Here is a 16816-nt window from a genome sequence, read left to right as displayed (position 1 = left end):
TCAATTTTGTTTTTGAAATACGATATTAAGCCAATCTTCATTATGATCGGGACGCTTATCAATGGTAATCCATTGTTGTAACAGTAAAATATTATCAAATTTTTTTAATAAGCTCTGTGCTTGTGATTCATCCATATCAGTAAATTGTCTTCCATCATTGTAACGGTCTCCCGCACCATATTTAAATGACATATAGCAAATGCCATTACCTTTTAATGCTTTTAGTATTTTTTCCAGCACATCAGGCAAGCGTTCTCTTTCACAATGTAATAGTGAAGCACATGCCCAAACACCATCATACTGATTCTGTTCAGACAACTCATAGAAACTTTCAAAACGTACATTGATTCCAGTCAATTGACTTGCCTTATCAACCAATTCTTTTGAATAATCTGTTGCTGCAACTTGATAACCTTTATTCTTAAAAGCCAAAGTATCTCTACCTGAACCACAACCTAAATCAAGTATAAAGGCTTGGTCAGATAGGTAGCGTAAAAATGGTAGATATAAGCTCTCCATATCTACTTTAAATGTAGACTCGAAGAACCCTAATGCATTGATATCGTAATAATCTAAAGTGTGTTTCATTTATATCACGAATAGTTTTTTTCAATTCTATCAAAAAAATAAGGGAGCAAAAGCTCCGCCTATCATTCTTCTCGACTTTTCAATTTAGCTTTAATCCACTCACTGATGAATTTCCCAAGCTATCTCCTAAACACCACAACTAAATTCAACCTAATCCAGCCAATTGCTCATTTTTTCGCTTGTCTTTTTAGCTAGATTAGGTAAAATGCTCGCCACGTTGCCGGCATAGCTCAGTTGGTAGAGCAACTGACTTGTAATCAGTAGGTCCACAGTTCGAATCCGTGTGCCGGCACCATCAAATTCAAAAAAGGCTTAACCTTTCAGGTTTAAGCCTTTTTTATTGCCTAGCTTTTTACTGCACTGATCTGAACATAACGTACCAAACCATCTCGGTAGAGTTTTCGGCACAGCTTGGCAGTCATATTGATTTTCAATTGAGCAAAGTCCAATGCTTTTTTGTCGATTTGCTGCATTTCAATATATCGCGCAAAACCATCCAATACTGTTTCTGAAAAGTCCTGAATCTTGACCTGACTCAAACCATGTCGCTCCAAAGTTTGCGCAAGCTGCGGTTCACTCATTAAATGCTGCCAATCAACATCCGCCCCTTTTAACAACAAACGATATTGTTGCTTTTGCATATAGGAACACTGTTGCCAAGCGTCAGACCACATTAAATAATGAAAAACAACACGACCTTTTGAATTTAAAACGGGAATGACTGAATTCAGAAATGAATTCAAATGACTGTGATACGCCGCATCAATGCAGATCACGGCATCAAATGAATTTAAAAAATGAAGTGTTTTTAAATTCAAAAAAGATTGGCAACAACTTTCAACCTGCGGCAAATTTTTTTGAATTCGTTCAATGCAGGCGGGTTGTAATTCAACTGCACAGAGCTGTTCGACGTGATAACGATTGAGCCAATGCAACACACTCGCACCTTGCCCACAGCCGAGGTCTAAAACACGATCCTGCTGTTGCAGTTGGATCGAATCTGCGGCTTGATCAGCGAGACTTTGGCATGCGAGTGGATAATCATCATATTGGGCTTGCCAATATCCTAAATTACTCCAAGCAAGCGTGGCATCATCACCGAGCCGTTTGGCATCAATGGCATACTTATGCCCAATGAATTTTTCAATCCATGCCTGCTTGAAGCGGGTCATCTTAGTAACCGAGTTCAGGTGCAACGGTAACCTTCGGTTTAAGCCCAACAAAAGGTAACGGCGCACCTAAGATTTCAGAGATATGCATCGCCGAAGTCACCGCTGATTCCAAGATTGGCAGACCATCACATGACCAAGAACCACAGTAGAAAACTTTACGATTTTGGTCTAAATGACGTTGCTGAATTTGCTTATTCAACGCCACCGTTTCTGAGTCCACCACCGCACGAGTAAGTTTTACTTTAGAAATAATTTTCTTCGGATCAATATCAATCACAGGGCACCACGTTTGGAACACGGCATTTTTACCCACCAAAGTCGGTTCAATCGCGTTGATCCACACCGTAAACTGCTGACGAGTAAATTTACGATCCATCATATAACTCAACACAGCCCAGTCTTTTCGGCGTGGTGGCATGACCACAGGATCGGTATGAATCACCAAATCCCCTTGTTCAAATCTAAATTTCTTTAACAAGGCAATATCTTCAGCAAATTGTGGCTGTTTCAAGAAATTTTCAATCGCAGGAGTAGGTGTTGCGATGACCACACGATCAAACAACTGGCTTTGACCGAGTGCATTTTCTACCAAAATCTTGTCGCCTTGCTCTTCGACTTTCTCAACCGCAGCGCCACTATGGATCTCAATCCCCTCAATCAGACGACTGACCAAAGCAGGTGTTCCGCCTTTCATTCGCAGTAACGCTTCACCTTCGGTCAACTGACGAATAAATTCTAATAAAGGTTTTGCTGGCCATTCTCCAATGGTTTTTGGATGGCAGGTACAAATGGTATAGAGAACTGGCATGACCGTTCCATGCCAAAACACTTCTTCAATATGGTACTGATTCATAAACTCAGCAAGCGTGATGTCTTGATTCTCAGATTTAAAGAACTGATTCACGGCTGTTTTGAGCTGCAACATTCCTTTGACCAAGCGCCAACCGTATTGCTGAATACCTTTGCGGTTATTAATAATCGGAAAATTGCCGATACGACTACGAGAGGTTGTCAACCATGTGTCTGTTCTGTCTTCAAATAACCAACTGCATGCCATAAAGGTACGGACAGGAAAAGTTTCTATGCCTAGATAACTGGCTAAACTTAACGTGTTCTTCCAAAGCTTTGGATTCATCACACGCAATGGAGCATCAATGATACCGCCATCAAAATCTATACTATGGCTATCCATACCCCGACCTGCGAGTGCTTCGAAGATCGTTACTTTATGTCCTGCATCATGTAGGATTCTGGCTGCAGCAAGCCCTGCCATTCCACTGCCGATAATTGCAATATCCAAAATTATGTCCCATCAGTTGATGATTTTTATTGATTATGACCGATCATTAACCTAAACACCTTATTAAAAAATACCAGATTCAGCATTTAAGTCCGACTTTTCTCTAAATATTTTAGCCTACTATGGTTACATTTTATCACAATTCATTTTATTAAGATAAGCAACTGAAATTACTTGATAAATTTCATAAAAAAGCCAAAAATATACAGATCCTTCTATATTTTTCCATATTTTAGCTTCGAAAGGCTTTGCAAAGTGCAAAATTCAGGCTATTCTGTTTGTACAACAATGAGAACTGAGTCACATAATAAGCTGTATAATTATAAGTGACCTAACATTAAAAAAATCAATAGAGAACGTTATAGCCGAAGCCCATAACTCTAGCGGAGTTATGGGCTTTCTTATATAAACAATTGATACCTAAAACAATATAGATTACATCACGCCAAATTTACCACTATTGAAATCATGTATCGCTTCGGCAATCTCAGTTTTACTGTTCATGACGAATGGTCCATAACCTTCAATCGGTTCATTGAGTGGCTGACCCGTTAAAATCAAGAATTTACTGTCCTGTTCAGCTTTGATTGAAAAATCAATTTCTTCTCGGCTAAGCACCACTAAACTTGGCGATTGTATCTGTTGTACTTCATTTAAAGTCACCTCACCTGCAAGTAACACCAACAACGTTGTATGGCCTTCAGTCACATAAAAATGATGTTGCTGACCTTCAACAATTGTCCCATCCCAAACATTGACTGGACTGAATGTCGTTGCATCGCCTTGGGTGTCTTGATATTGCCCAGCAATCACACGTAACTCACTACCCACATCATCAAGTGCAATACGTTGAATCTGTGCAGCATCAATTGCTTGATACTTGGCAGGGGTCATTTTGGAATGAGCAGGTAAATTTACCCAAAGCTGTACCATTTCAAATAGACCGCCTTGCTCAGCAAAGGCTGGTGAATGAAATTCTTGATGCAAAATCCCACCACCTGCGGTCATCCATTGCACATCACCTGCTTTGATGGTACCACCACCGCCAGCAGAATCTTTATGCGTCACCTCACCTTGATAAGCAATCGTTACCGTTTCGAAGCCACGATGTGGATGAGTACCCACGCCATGCGGAGCTGTGGTTGGTTCAAAGCGATACGGTGCAGCATAATCTAATAGCAAAAATGGGCTAATGCTTTGTCCTAAACGATCATAGGAAAATAGGTTATAGACAGGAAAACCGTCACCTACCCAGTGCATATGTTTATTTTGATAAATACCAACAATCTTTTTCATCTATATACTCCTATAGTGTAGAAGTTCTGATCTTGGTCTTTATTTTACGCCCCTCTATCCAAGGCTTATAGCATCAGTTTGACAACACATTATTCTATATACGGGACAATTCAAGTAATTATCACCAATAAAACTGATACAAATCTTAATCATCCCATTTTTGATATTGTTTATCCTATTTTTTAGACTTCATTCAATTCAATAATTTCACTAGCATGATTCAAAGCAATACAAACAGAGCAAATTAGGCTCATTTTTATTTTACAACAACATGAGGAAACAACGATGGCTCAAGACTATATTCGCCTAGACAAAGATAATGCAGCAGTGCTTTTAGTGGACCACCAAACTGGTTTACTTTCATTGGTTCGTGATATTGATCCAGATAAATTTAAAAACAATGTATTGGCACTTGCAGATGCCGCAAAATACTTCAATTTACCGACAATTTTAACCACAAGCTTTGAAAATGGTCCAAATGGTCCACTGGTTCCTGAACTCAAAGAAATGTTCCCCGATGCACCTTATATTGCTCGTCCTGGTCAAATCAATGCATGGGACAATGAAGACTTTGTAAAGGCGGTTAAAGCAACTGGCAAAAAACAACTGATTATTGCAGGTGTTGTGACTGAAGTTTGTGTGGCATTCCCAACACTTTCAGCACTTGCAGAAGAGTTTGAAGTCTTTGTGATTACCGATGCTTCGGGTACCTTTAACGAATTGACGCGTGATGCAGCTTGGGATCGTATGTCTAAAGCGGGCGCTCAGTTGATGACATGGTTTGGTATGGCATGTGAGTTACATCGTGACTGGCGCAATGATATCGAAGGTTTAGGTGCATTATTCTCCAATCATATCCCTGATTATCGCAACCTGATCAATAGCTATAATCAAAATACATCACAAAAATAAAATACACACTGAAGATTAGAGTCCTGCATGCGACTCTAATCTTCTCTCGATATAGGACTACATCGACCTTGATTAATTCATTTGATGATTTCCATTATTTCTATCTCGTGGTGAAACACGGTGGCTTTAGTGCTGCCAGTGAGGCAGAACACATTAGTAAGTCTAAGCTCAGTCGTCGAATTATTGAGTTGGAAAACAAATTTAATGTCAGCCTCATCCAACGAACCACACGGCATTTTAAGGTGACTGAACTCGGTCAAGAGTTTTATGAAGAGTGCTGCAAAGTGATTGCACAAGTTGAATGTGCTGAAAATGTGTTACTCAAACAAAAAAGTGAACCTCAAGGTTTGGTCAAAATCAGTTGCCCACCACTGATGATGCATTTCCAAATCCGCAAGTTATTAAATGAATTTCTAAAAGCCTATCCCAAAGTCGAAATTGCCTTAGAACTGACCAGCCGTCGTGTCGATCTGATGCATGATGATATTGATATCGCCATACGAACCAGCTTTGAACCTAACGAAGACTCAAGTCTCATTGTCCGTGATGTGATTCAGACTGAACATTGTTTGGTTGCAGCACCAGAGCTTTTGCAGGGGCAACACATCCACCATTATTCAGAGTTATCACACTACCCAAGCGTGGCTTTAGGGATCCAAAAAAACCAATACTTCTGGCATCTGTGTCATGTGAAAGACGATAAAAGCGTGGATGTTCCCTATACGCCTCGCGTTAGAAGCAATGATCTTGCGGGAGTATATTATGCTGTCAGTGATGGTCTAGGCATCGCAGATTTGCCCTATTTAACCGTACAAGCTGATATCGAAAAAGGCAAATTGATTCATATCCTACCCGAATGGAAGTCTAATCGAGGTACGGTGCAACTGGTTTATGCATCACGCAAAGGACAACGTTTAGTGGTTGAAAAACTAATTGATACTTTAATCGAAAATTTAAGACGTCTGCCTGAAAGCCAACACCAACATGGCTATCTTTCGACTTAAAAAACGGTCATGAATGGGCATGACCGCTCTTTAACAAGATTGGATCTTCAAATATCCAAGATCTACTCAGATAGATCCACACAGAGATATTTCATCTCGAGATATTCTTCAATACCAAATTTTGAACCTTCGCGGCCTAGACCTGATTGTTTGACTCCACCGAATGGTGCAACTTCATTTGAAATCGCGCCCGTGTTGATTCCAACCATGCCATATTCAAGCGCTTCGCCAACACGCCATTGACGAGCTGTGCTTTGAGTAAACACATAGGCCGCCAAACCAAATTCCGTATCATTTGCCATGGCTACGGCTTGATCTTCAGTGTTGAAACGGAACAGAGGTGCCAGTGGACCAAAGGTTTCTTCTTTCGACACTTTCATGTCTTGAGTGACGTTGGTGAGTACCGTCGGCTCAAAGAAAGTGCCACCGAGTGCTGAACGCTGACCACCGATACGCACTGTCGCACCTTTTGCAGTGGCATCAGCAATATGTGACTGGACTTTGGCAATCGCATCTTCATCGATCAATGGGCCTTGGGTGGAAGCTTCCTCACGACCATCGCCGACTTGTAGCTTGGATACGGCTTCGACTAAACGGTCTGCCAAGGCATCGTAAATACCATCTTGCACATAAATTCGATTCGCACAGACGCAGGTCTGACCACTATTGCGATATTTGCTCGCCATAATGCCCTGAACGGCTTGATCGAGATTGGCGTCATCAAACACCAACACAGGTGCATTACCACCCAATTCGAGCGATAGCTTCTTAATGGTTGGCGCACATTGCTGTATTAAAATGCGACCCACTTGGGTTGAACCTGTGAAGCTCAGCTTGCGCACAATATCGCTCTCGCACAGCGTTTTGCCGACTTCAATCGCATCACCGCTGATATTTAACAAGATATCAGCAGGCAAACCTGCTTTTAGAGCCAGCACTTCCAGTGCATATGCAGTTAAAGGCGTTTGTTCAGCGGGTTTGACCAACATCGAACAACCCGCAGCAATTGCTGGAGCAGCTTTGCGTGTGATCATCGCCGCAGGGAAATTCCACGGCGTGATCGCAGCCGTTACCCCAATCGCTTGTTTAATCACAAGCAAACGTTGATTTGGCAATGTCGGTGTTAAAACCTCACCATCGATACGACGAGCTTGCTCTGCAAACCAACGGATAAATGAAGCCGCGTAACCAATTTCACCTCGTGCTTCAGCCAACGGTTTGCCTTGCTCAGCAGTTAAAATCTGAGCAAGATTTTCTTTATGCTCAAGCATCAACTGATACCACGCCAAAAGCACATCAGCGCGAACTAAAGCGGTTTGCTTTTTCCATACGGCTTGGGCTTGGGCTGAACGCTGAATCGCGGCTTCAACACCTGCACGGTCATAGCTTTTCACCCATGCCAGTGTTTCGCCGGTCGCAGCATCTTTCACTTCGATATCATTATGAGCTGCTGGCGCAGCGAATGAAATATCGGGGTGCTGTAATAAATACTGCAAATTGTTTTGAATCATGCAGATTGCTCCACTGTTTGTGCACTGTCTGCTGTTAATGCTGCAAAACCTTGTTTTAAAATATCGAGACCTTGACGGAATTGCTCAGCAGGAATGGTTAACGGATATAGGAAACGAATGACATTACCGTATTTACCACAAGTAAGAATCAATAAACCATGTTCCATTGCATAAGTTTGTACTGCTTTTGCTTGCTCCGCTGTTTCTAGCTCGGCAGCAACCATTGAACCCAAAGCACGAATTTGAGTGACCACATCGCCTGAAGCGTGTTGAATGTCTTTTAAAACAGTAACCAACGCTGTACCCAGCTGATTGGCACGATCACATAAGTTTTCTTCTTCGATTGCATCAATCACCGCATGCGCAGCAGCAACCGCGATTGGGCTACCAGCATACGTGCCCCCTAAACCGCCTGGGTTTGGCGCATCCATCACTTCAGCACGCCCCACTACACCTGAGATAGGGAAACCGCCCCCCAAACTTTTCGCCATCGTGATCAAATCGGCTTTGGTTTCATAATGATTCATGGCAAATAATTTGCCTGTACGGGCAAAACCAGATTGCACTTCATCTGCAACCAATAAAATACCGTGTTTATCACATAGCGCACGTAAGCGCTTTAAGAATTCAGCAGGTACTACATTAAAACCGCCTTCACCTTGTACAGGTTCAAGCACAATTGCCGCGACATCATGTGGGGCAATATCTTCGCTAAAAATATCTTCAACACTTTCAATCGCTGCTGCAACCGAGATGCCTTTTTCTGGTACTGGATAACGCGCATGAAATACACCTGCTGGCATCACACCAAAGTCACGCTTATACGGTGCTGTTTTACCAGTCATTGCCATCGTCATAAATGAACGACCATGGAAACCATTGCCAAACGTAATGATGCCATGACGACCGGTATATGAACGTGCAATCTTCACCGCATTTTCAACAGCTTCTGCACCTGTGGTGAAAAATGCCGTTTTCGCTGCACCTGCGATCGGCGCACGCTGATTAATGCGTTCAGCCAAAGCCACATAACTTTCATAAGGTGTCACTTGATAAGCGGTATGGGTAAATTTAGTCAGTTGCTCTGTGACAGCAGCGATCACTTTTGGATGGCGATGACCTGTATTGAGTACTGCAATACCGCCTGCAAAATCGATATATGGTTTACCTTCCTTGTCCCAAATCGTTGCATTTTCAGCTTTTTCTGCATACCACTGACACATCACACCGACACCACGTGGCGTTGCTTGCTGTTTACGTATATTCAGTGCAGAATGTTGAGCGTCCATTTGATTCCCTCATATTTCATCATCAGTTACAGCTTTGGTCTTACATCCTAGGAGTCGATTTTTGGGATGCGATACAATGGCTGCCTATAGCTGTAATTTCGCTCGTCTGATGGCAAGTGACGAGAGCCATTTTTAAACTGTAGGAGAGAGCCAATTGCGTAGCTTACTTGGAGATCATTTACTGCAAAGACTCCAACAAGACACTGAAGGGAAACTACATCAACGTCTTTTCCGTTGTCTGCGTGCTGCAATTATGGATGGTGTGATCCAACCGATGACGCGTCTACCTGCGTCACGTGATTTAGCTAGCGAAATTCATGTCTCTCGAAATACCGTATTGAGTGCTTATGAACAGTTGCAAGCGGAAGGTTATTTAGAAGCACGCACGGGACATGGCACTTGGGTCGCTGAAAAACTGCCTGAAACTTTTTTAAACAGCAGAAATAAAAATAAGAAGGCTGAAATAGCTCATGTTGAAAGCTCTTATGCTTTATCACAGCGTGGCTCAAACTTATTGGGTTATGCGGCAGCTTCACCCCATCAATGGGGAGCATTTGTGCCGGGCGCACCCGATGTGACTGAGTTTCCCCACCATATCTTTAGTCGCATTCAAGCACGTTTGAGTCGTGAACCTGATGTCAATCGACTGATTTATAGCAATGCAGGGGGATGTATTGAGCTCAGGAGCGCATTGGCAGATTATTTAAAAGTCGCACGCTCTGTGCAATGCGATGCGGATCAGATCATAATCACTGAGGGTATTCACCAAGCCATTGATTTAGTATCTCGCGCGCTCAGCGATATCGGGGATCGTGTTTGGATCGAAGATCCTGCCTATTGGGGCATGCGCAACACGCTCAGGATCAACGGTCTGGATATTCAACCGATGCCCGTCGATGCAGAAGGCATTATTCCTGAAAATAACCCACCCCAACCGCCAAAACTGATCTTTGTTACACCCTCACACCAATATCCATTGGGTTCCCATCTCAGTTTGGATCGACGTCGACAGTTGATTCAGATTGCACGCCAGCACAACAGTTGGATCGTGGAAGATGATTATGACAGTGAATTTCGATTTTCTGGGCAACCTTATCCAGCCCTGCAAGGCTTAGAACATAATGCCCCCGTGTTATATATGGGCACCTTTAGTAAAACCATTTATCCCTCATTGCGGATCGGTTATCTGGTAGTGCCTAAACCACTATTTTCACCCTTACGTATCGTTGCCGCAGAACTCTATCGTGGCGGACATTTACTGGAACAAAAAGCTTTAGCCGAATTTATTCGTGAAGGTCATTATGAAGCGCATATTCGACGTATGCGCCTATTGTATGGCAAACGTCGGGACTATTTGGTGAGCTTGATTCAACGTTATCTAGGTGCTGCGTTTTTACATGAATACGATGAGGCTGCGGGCTTACATCTGGTTTTAAAACTCCCCGATTATTGTGATGATGTCGCGATTGCAGCAACTGCGCTGGAACGTGGAGTCAAAGTCCGCCCCCTGTCCCAATACTACATGCAATCACATGCCCACGCCCAACGAGGTCTGTTGATGGGCTTTGCCTGTGTCAATGAAAAAGACATGGTGATGGCGTTTGGAGTCTTACTGCAATGTCTACGTGAAGCAAAAGTACCGACGCTTTCCGCATAAATTCAATAAAAAAGAACCTCAACATGAGGTTCTGCAATCTACTTCAAAGCATATGACTAAAGCGATGGTTTTTCTTGAATCATTTCACTCTGTGCGTTCTTTCCCCAGTTGAATTTCTGAACCAGAAAACCTACTGCCACAATGAATAAGGCCAATAATGAAGTATAGGTCACTTCTTTAAAATATGTGCCTTCAATCAACATGGTAATGATCGAACCAATGATCGCAAAAATCACCAAATAGGTCAGCCAAGGGAATAGCCACATTTTAAAATCAATTTTAGCCCCTTCAGCTTCAAGTTTTTTACGCATCCGTAGCTGTGAAAAGGCAATGGTCAAATACACATACAACGCTGCCGTACCCGTTGCCAGCATGAAAATGTCATAGACATTCATACTCTCTGTGGCGGTCAAAAAAGTTGCGAACAAGGCAAATAAACATGATGCAATTACACCAATGCCTGGACTGCCTTTTTTATTTAAATAACCAAAACTTTTGGGTGCATCGCCCCGTTTAGATAATGAAAATAGCATCCGTGAACAGGTATACAAGGCGGAGTTAAAGCAACTACACACTGAGGTCAGTACCACGAAGCTCACAATATGACGTGCTTCAGGAACGCCCAAGGCACTCAAAGTTACACTATAGGTTCCCCATGTCGGGTCTTTTAATAATGGGTTGTTATAGGGAATCAAACACACGGTAATCAACATAGACCCCACATAGAACAGCATAATTCGCCATACAATCGAGTTGGATGCTTTGCGGATTTCCTTAGATGGATTTTTCGACTCTGCAGCGGCAACGGTGACGATTTCAGCTCCGATATAGGCAAACATCACCCCAAGTAAAGCGGTAATCACAGAGGAAAAACCATTGGGCATAAAACCTTGTGCAGTGAGATTGCCCACACCTGCGGCAGATCCCTCTCCCCAAGGCCAGAGGTGCATAATGGCTAAACTACCGATCACTAAAAAGATCACAATCGCAATGACTTTAATCAATGCAAACCAAAATTCAAACTCACCATAATTCTTAACGTTTTGTAAGTTGATCCAAACCAGTGACCCAATCACCAACAGCATATAGCCCCAAATGGGAATAAAGGGAAACCAGTTGTTCAAGATTTTGCCTGCAACATAGGCCTCCCATCCCATGAGTAATGCCCATGAACACCAATATAACCAACCAATGGTAAATCCCGCCCAGCGACCAATGGCTCGGTCAGCATAAGTTGAAAAGGAGCCACTGTCAGGGTTTTGAACCGCCATTTCCCCTAACATACGCATAATAAATAAAACCAGTAACCCACCTAGGGCATAAGCCAAAACAGCCGCAGGTCCAGCGGAGTAAATCACATTGCCCGAACCGATAAATAATGATCCACCAATCACGCCTGCAATAGAGATCATGGTCAAATGTCGTGATTGCAATCCATGTTTTAAATTTTGGGAGAGATTGGCTTCAGAACCGTGTTGATGTGCTGCCATATCATTTTCCTTAACCTATTGGGGATATTTGCAACCTGAGAATTGTTCATCTCAATGCCCCATATATCCCTAAAAATGGTGTTGTTCAAACCTGCTCTCCTCAAATAAAAGAAAGGACGAATGAACAACGCTTCCGTATGCATACTTGCTATGGCTTTAATTTGTCGTTTTGACTCTGAAGAAACGAGAGCCATTTTTAGAATAAAAGAGAGAGCCAATTGTAAAAATTATGCACAATTTTGGCGAGTTTTATGATCAACTTGGTCTGAGTCGTGATCAGAGAATGATCTTTTAGGAGAGTTTATATAAGGAATAAAGCCGTTGTCGTGGCATAACAAAAGCCCCTTTTCAATCGCTGAAAAGGGGCTTTTTGAGAAACTTGTTCAGTGAATCTTACAAGTTAGAACGGCAAATCATCATCTAAATCAGCAGGTGCTGTCGCAGCAGGTTGTGGTGCAGACTTTGGTGTATTAAAACCATTACCCGCTTGTGGATTGCCTGCATAATTGCCTTGATTACCACCATTAAAACCACCACCTTGACCATAACCATTTTGATTGTTGCTATGACCTGTGTTTTGGTAACCACCGCCTTGATTATTGTTAAAACGTGGTTGATTGAAATCACCACCGCTTTGTTCACTTTGCTGACGTGAATCAAGCATTTGCATTTGATCACCGCGAATTTCAGTGCTGTAGCGCTCTTGACCATTTTGGTCAGTCCATTGACGGGTACGTAGTGAACCTTCGATATAGACTTTAGAACCTTTGCGAAGATATTGCTGTGCAATTTCACCTAAACGGTTATGCAATACAATACGATGCCACTCTGTTTGCTCTTTACGTTCGCCTGTATTTTTATCTGTCCACGATTCACTTGTTGCAATCGAGAACTGTGTTAGCGAGCCACCATTCGGAAAAGTCTTTGTTTCTGGATCTTTACCCAAAGTACCGACTAAAATAACTTTATTCACACCACGCATTAGCTGTCTTCATCCTATCTATTTCTATGTTTTACTTTATAAGAGTTATGCTTAAATGGCTACCTCTTTGCCAATCAAGTGCGTTAAATCTTGTCGCCCAGCATCATCTAAACACTGTTTATCGACCTTAATATAAGCAACTTGTTGTTCGGGCATCACCACCACTTCTTCAATACCACGAATTGCCAAAAGTTTTGAAGTCCACTCGTCCGTTTCTTGCATTTCAGGCAGTGCAAGCACTACTGAAGTTAAATAACGCGGCTGAGCAAGACGAAAACTAATCAGCAACCATAGTATAGCAATGACCGTGAGCACACTCCAACCCAGTGCAGTATTCTGTAACATGATCAATTGACCACCTAAAATCCCGCCACAGAATGCCCCTAAAAATTGTGCACTGGCATTGATCCCCATGGCAGTGGCTTTAGATTGTAAGGGTGCAGATTTAGACAGCCATGAAGGCAATAAAGCCTCCATCACATTAAACGCAATAAAGAAAATCCCCAAACCTGCAAGTAATACATATTTTGATTCATAACCAAAAATCAAAATAAATAAACCAACAATAATCCCTGCAATAGCGGAGAGAAAAATGCCACGCATTTTACGATACTTCTCTGCCACGATAATGCTTGGAAATGCAAAGAACAGACTGATCAACAATAATGGTAAATAAACCCAACCATGTTGTGATAATGGAATTTGAGCATACTCAATCAACTGCGAAGGCACATAGATAAACATGGCCGTTAACAGCAAATGTAAGGCAAATACAGAAATGTGCAGTCGATTCAGGTCGGCCATCTGAATCACTTGTTTAAGCTGTGGCAAATAACCTTGCTGGAAGTTGCGATGATGACGTGTGACTTTGGGAACCAGTAAGAGCATGACAATTGCAATCAAGCCCATTAACGTGGTCACCCAAAATAAGCCTGAAATCCCAACCAAACTGGTTAACCAAGGCCCTAAACTAAAGGCAACCACAAAGGATAAACCAATACTCATTCCCATAATCGCCATGGCTTTGGTTCGCTGTTCTTCACGTGTGACATCTGCCAACAGTGCCATCACCACAGCTGAAACAGCCCCAGCCCCTGCGATCGCACGGCCAATAATCACGCCATAAATCGTTTCAGACATCGCCGCAATCGCACCACCCAAGGCAAAGAGTAATAAGCCAAGTACCACCAATGGCTTACGGCTAAAGCGATCGGCAAGCAAGCTGAATGGAATCTGTAACAGTGCCTGAGTCAGCCCATATACCCCGACAGCCAAACCAATCAATGCAGGCGTTGCATATTGATAAGACTGCCCTGCAACTGCAAATACAGGGATAATCATGAACAAGCCCAACATGCGTAAGGCAAAAATGCTACTTAAGGCAAAGGTTGAACGGCGTTCTAAAGCATTCATCATTTTAAGACACTAAAACTGGCTGAACGGATTATAAGCCATCCGCTCGCAAAGCGTTGAAAAAAAACATAACCAAAAAACAAAAAGGGACGTTACCGTCCCTCATCATCTTAGTCGTTTGAACTGAATCCAAACTTAAGAGAGTTGCTGCTGTCGCTTACTATACTGTATCGAGGCAATCACCGCCCAAACAATAAAGGCAACACCAATCAGACCTGTCACAACTTCTGGTACATGTAAACCCGTACCACTTGCAATCATAATAAATGCTAAAGCACCAATGGCATAATGCGCTCCATGCTCCAAGAAGATATAAGCATCCAACGTGCCTTTTTCGACTAAATAAATGGTCATCGAACGGACAAACATTGCACCAATTGCAAGACCTAGCATAATGATGACCACATCACTGGTGATCGCAAATGCACCAATCACACCATCAAAGCTGAACGATGCATCGAGGACTTCCAAGTACAAGAAACCACCAATACCCGCTTTTACCACACCCTTTGCTGCACCATCTGCGCCCTGTGTCACTGCATTGCCATCCTCATCCACCTCAGGCTCTCCACCCAATAAGTGACTGAGAACTTTCACACCGATGTATACCACGATGCCCCAGATACCCGCCATGGTCACCACCAGACGCTTTGCTTCGTCCACATGTGCAGCCATTACTAACATTGCCACCAACGCAATGAAAACCGACATGGCAGGCACACTGGCTAAATGCGCCAGTTTGGATTCAATCCAACGGAACCAATGGGTCTCTTTCTCATCATCAAAAAAGAAGTTTAAAAACACCATGAGTAAGAATGTTCCACCAAAGGCTGCGATCTCAGGATGGTGCTCCATCAGACGTTCAGAATAGGACTTCGGATCATTGAGCGCCAATTTCACCACTTCCATCATGCCCATATCAGCAGTGACAGCAACGATCAAAATCGGGAAAATTAAACGCATGCCGAATACAGCAACGAGAATACCAACGGTGAGGAACAACATCTTCCAGAAGTGATCCCAATTGCGGAGAACAGATGCATTGACCACGGCATTATCAAAAGACAAAGAAACTTCCATAATCGCCAAAATGACGGTAATGGTGAGTGCCTTTAACATGGTTGAAATGCCAGCTTCTGGGCCATGGGTATAACCCCAATATGCAGACAGTGCTAAACACACAATGGTGAAGAATATGGAAAAACGGAAATGCTTCATGAGCTGCCTTTTAGACAAAATTATTGGGTCATAAAAATGGCTCTATTGTAGGCGAGTTTTAACCGAAAGATAGAAAAGATTGTTGGACTTATTTGCAGATTCAAGCAGCATAAAACGGACTTCTGTTATAGTTTGGACAAAATTCATTTTTATCATTCTGCAGGTTCATTTCATGGCATTTTCACAAGCGCTTTGGCAGCAAAACCACGATTTATACCAAAAAATATTAGCTCTTCCCTTCAATCAAGAACTAGCAGCAGGCACATTAGATCCAAAAGCATTTTGCCACTATGTGATTCAGGACGCGCATTATTTATTGGCGTATGGTCGTGCACTCGCGATCGCTGCAGCCAAAGCCTATGATGCCGATGATGTGATTCAATTTTCTGAAGCGGCAAAGATTGCCATCATTGTTGAACGTAGTTTGCACAATGATTTTATGCAAGAATTCCACATTAGCAAAACTGAGTTTGAAAACACACCTTTAACTTTGGCTTGCCATCACTACACCTCTTTCTTGACCGCCACAGCATGGTCAGAAAGTTATCCCGTGGTTTTGGCAGCATTACTGCCTTGTTTCTGGATCTATGCCGAAGTCGGTAAGGATATTGTCAATCAATCTGTCGCAAACAATCGCTACCAAGCATGGATTGATACCTATGCAGGTGAAGAGTTTAATACTGCCGTAGCAAATGTGATTGCGACTGTAGATAAAGTTGCCGCGCGTTGCGACCCAGATACTTTAGCGAAAATGCATGCAGCCTATACCATGGGCGCAAAACTCGAATGGTTGTTTTGGGACAGCGCCTATCAGCAACGTCAATGGTTAGGTCTCGACCAAGCCTAAGCCGTTCAGTTATTTTTTAGTTTTTAATCGACATAAAAAAGCCCCAATTAAGGGGCTTAGTCGTATATCGTATCGTCCGATATACTGTATGAGGCTCATCTCAAACTGAGGGCATTAAAACACAAAGCTCAAACGCT

At 42.7% G+C, this 16816-nt stretch carries 14 protein-coding genes and 1 tRNA gene; 5 read left to right on the top strand and 10 right to left on the bottom strand.

Features of this window, described 5'->3' with window-relative positions:
- On the bottom strand, positions 1-588 hold the full coding sequence (locus DS737_RS00935) for a class I SAM-dependent methyltransferase (RefSeq protein ID WP_113996559.1): 588 nt from the start codon (positions 586-588) through the stop codon (positions 1-3).
- Between the two features lie 219 nt (positions 589-807).
- Between DS737_RS00935 and DS737_RS00930 the strand changes: the two genes are divergently transcribed.
- Positions 808-883: transfer RNA gene (locus DS737_RS00930), tRNA-Thr, on the top strand.
- Between the two features lie 49 nt (positions 884-932).
- On the opposite strand, the gene DS737_RS00925 is transcribed toward DS737_RS00930, so the two are convergent.
- The 3 genes from DS737_RS00925 to DS737_RS00915 form a co-directional block, all read right to left on the bottom strand.
- Positions 933-1760, bottom strand: a complete 828-nt coding sequence (locus DS737_RS00925) for a class I SAM-dependent methyltransferase (protein WP_113996558.1) — start codon at positions 1758-1760, stop codon at positions 933-935.
- 1 nt (position 1761) lies between these two features.
- Positions 1762-3060 (bottom strand): FAD-dependent oxidoreductase, encoded by a 1299-nt coding sequence (locus tag DS737_RS00920; RefSeq protein WP_005088626.1) that lies wholly within the window; start codon positions 3058-3060, stop codon positions 1762-1764.
- Between the two features lie 435 nt (positions 3061-3495).
- Positions 3496-4356, bottom strand: coding sequence for a pirin family protein (locus DS737_RS00915; protein ID WP_113996557.1), 861 nt, complete (start codon positions 4354-4356; stop codon positions 3496-3498).
- Between the two features lie 285 nt (positions 4357-4641).
- Between DS737_RS00915 and ycaC the strand changes: the two genes are divergently transcribed.
- Positions 4642-5268: an isochorismate family cysteine hydrolase YcaC gene (ycaC, locus tag DS737_RS00910; RefSeq protein WP_004641467.1), complete on the top strand. Its 627-nt coding sequence runs from the start codon at positions 4642-4644 to the stop codon at positions 5266-5268.
- A 23-nt stretch (positions 5269-5291) separates the two neighbouring features.
- Complete coding sequence (locus tag DS737_RS00905; RefSeq protein ID WP_171057917.1) at positions 5292-6272, top strand: LysR substrate-binding domain-containing protein; 981 nt, start codon at positions 5292-5294, stop codon at positions 6270-6272.
- 62 nt (positions 6273-6334) lie between these two features.
- Here the strand turns inward: DS737_RS00905 and DS737_RS00900 are convergent, their stop codons facing one another.
- Both DS737_RS00900 and gabT read right to left on the bottom strand, forming a co-directional pair.
- On the bottom strand, positions 6335-7783 hold the full coding sequence (locus DS737_RS00900) for an NAD-dependent succinate-semialdehyde dehydrogenase (RefSeq protein ID WP_113996556.1): 1449 nt from the start codon (positions 7781-7783) through the stop codon (positions 6335-6337).
- Entirely contained in the window at positions 7780-9072 is a 1293-nt protein-coding gene (gene gabT / locus DS737_RS00895; protein ID WP_113996555.1) for a 4-aminobutyrate--2-oxoglutarate transaminase, read from the bottom strand. The genes DS737_RS00900 and gabT overlap by 4 nt, the downstream gene beginning before the upstream one ends.
- 154 nt (positions 9073-9226) lie before the next feature.
- On the opposite strand from gabT, the gene pdxR reads away from it, so the two are divergent.
- The gene (gene pdxR / locus DS737_RS00890; RefSeq protein ID WP_113996554.1) at positions 9227-10729 is read left to right on the top strand and encodes a MocR-like pyridoxine biosynthesis transcription factor PdxR; all 1503 of its coding nucleotides are present in this window, start codon (positions 9227-9229) and stop codon (positions 10727-10729) included.
- A 56-nt stretch (positions 10730-10785) separates the two neighbouring features.
- Here pdxR and DS737_RS00885 read toward each other — a convergent pair whose 3' ends face one another.
- From DS737_RS00885 to DS737_RS00865, 4 genes are all read right to left on the bottom strand, one after another.
- Positions 10786-12219 (bottom strand): amino acid permease, encoded by a 1434-nt coding sequence (locus tag DS737_RS00885; protein ID WP_005087114.1) that lies wholly within the window; start codon positions 12217-12219, stop codon positions 10786-10788.
- 400 nt (positions 12220-12619) lie between these two features.
- Positions 12620-13201, bottom strand: a complete 582-nt coding sequence (gene ssb / locus DS737_RS00875) for a single-stranded DNA-binding protein (protein ID WP_113996553.1) — start codon at positions 13199-13201, stop codon at positions 12620-12622.
- A 51-nt stretch (positions 13202-13252) separates the two neighbouring features.
- Positions 13253-14617 (bottom strand): MFS transporter, encoded by a 1365-nt coding sequence (locus DS737_RS00870; RefSeq protein WP_004641478.1) that lies wholly within the window; start codon positions 14615-14617, stop codon positions 13253-13255.
- A 132-nt stretch (positions 14618-14749) separates the two neighbouring features.
- Positions 14750-15832 (bottom strand): DUF475 domain-containing protein, encoded by a 1083-nt coding sequence (locus tag DS737_RS00865; protein WP_113996552.1) that lies wholly within the window; start codon positions 15830-15832, stop codon positions 14750-14752.
- 172 nt (positions 15833-16004) lie between these two features.
- Here DS737_RS00865 and tenA point away from each other — a divergent pair, with 172 nt between their 5' ends.
- Complete coding sequence (gene tenA, locus DS737_RS00860) at positions 16005-16679, top strand: thiaminase II (protein WP_113996551.1); 675 nt, start codon at positions 16005-16007, stop codon at positions 16677-16679.
- Positions 16680-16816: the final 137 nt, after the last annotated feature.

The sequence above is a fragment of the Acinetobacter haemolyticus genome (genome assembly GCF_003323815.1).
GTDB classification, from domain to species: Bacteria; Pseudomonadota; Gammaproteobacteria; order Pseudomonadales; family Moraxellaceae; genus Acinetobacter; species Acinetobacter haemolyticus.
Note: the sequence above shows the minus strand (reverse complement) of the source record. Positions and strands in the feature narration are given on the sequence as shown.

Bases quoted from the DNA above. Each gene is read 5' to 3' on its own strand.
- DS737_RS00915 (WP_113996557.1), bottom strand. From the start codon at position 4,356: ATGAAAAAGATTGTTGGTATTTATCAAAATAAACATATGCACTGGGTA.
- DS737_RS00885 (WP_005087114.1), bottom strand. From the start codon at position 12,219: ATGGCAGCACATCAACACGGTTCTGAAGCCAATCTCTCCCAAAATTTA.
- tenA (WP_113996551.1), top strand. From the start codon at position 16,005: ATGGCATTTTCACAAGCGCTTTGGCAGCAAAACCACGATTTATACCAA.
- DS737_RS00935 (WP_113996559.1), bottom strand. From the start codon at position 588: ATGAAACACACTTTAGATTATTACGATATCAATGCATTAGGGTTCTTC.
- DS737_RS00925 (WP_113996558.1), bottom strand. From the start codon at position 1,760: ATGACCCGCTTCAAGCAGGCATGGATTGAAAAATTCATTGGGCATAAG.
- DS737_RS00865 (WP_113996552.1), bottom strand. From the start codon at position 15,832: ATGAAGCATTTCCGTTTTTCCATATTCTTCACCATTGTGTGTTTAGCA.
- ycaC (WP_004641467.1), top strand. From the start codon at position 4,642: ATGGCTCAAGACTATATTCGCCTAGACAAAGATAATGCAGCAGTGCTT.
- ssb (WP_113996553.1), bottom strand. From the start codon at position 13,201: ATGCGTGGTGTGAATAAAGTTATTTTAGTCGGTACTTTGGGTAAAGAT.
- gabT (WP_113996555.1), bottom strand. From the start codon at position 9,072: ATGGACGCTCAACATTCTGCACTGAATATACGTAAACAGCAAGCAACG.
- DS737_RS00900 (WP_113996556.1), bottom strand. From the start codon at position 7,783: ATGATTCAAAACAATTTGCAGTATTTATTACAGCACCCCGATATTTCA.
- DS737_RS00870 (WP_004641478.1), bottom strand. From the start codon at position 14,617: ATGATGAATGCTTTAGAACGCCGTTCAACCTTTGCCTTAAGTAGCATT.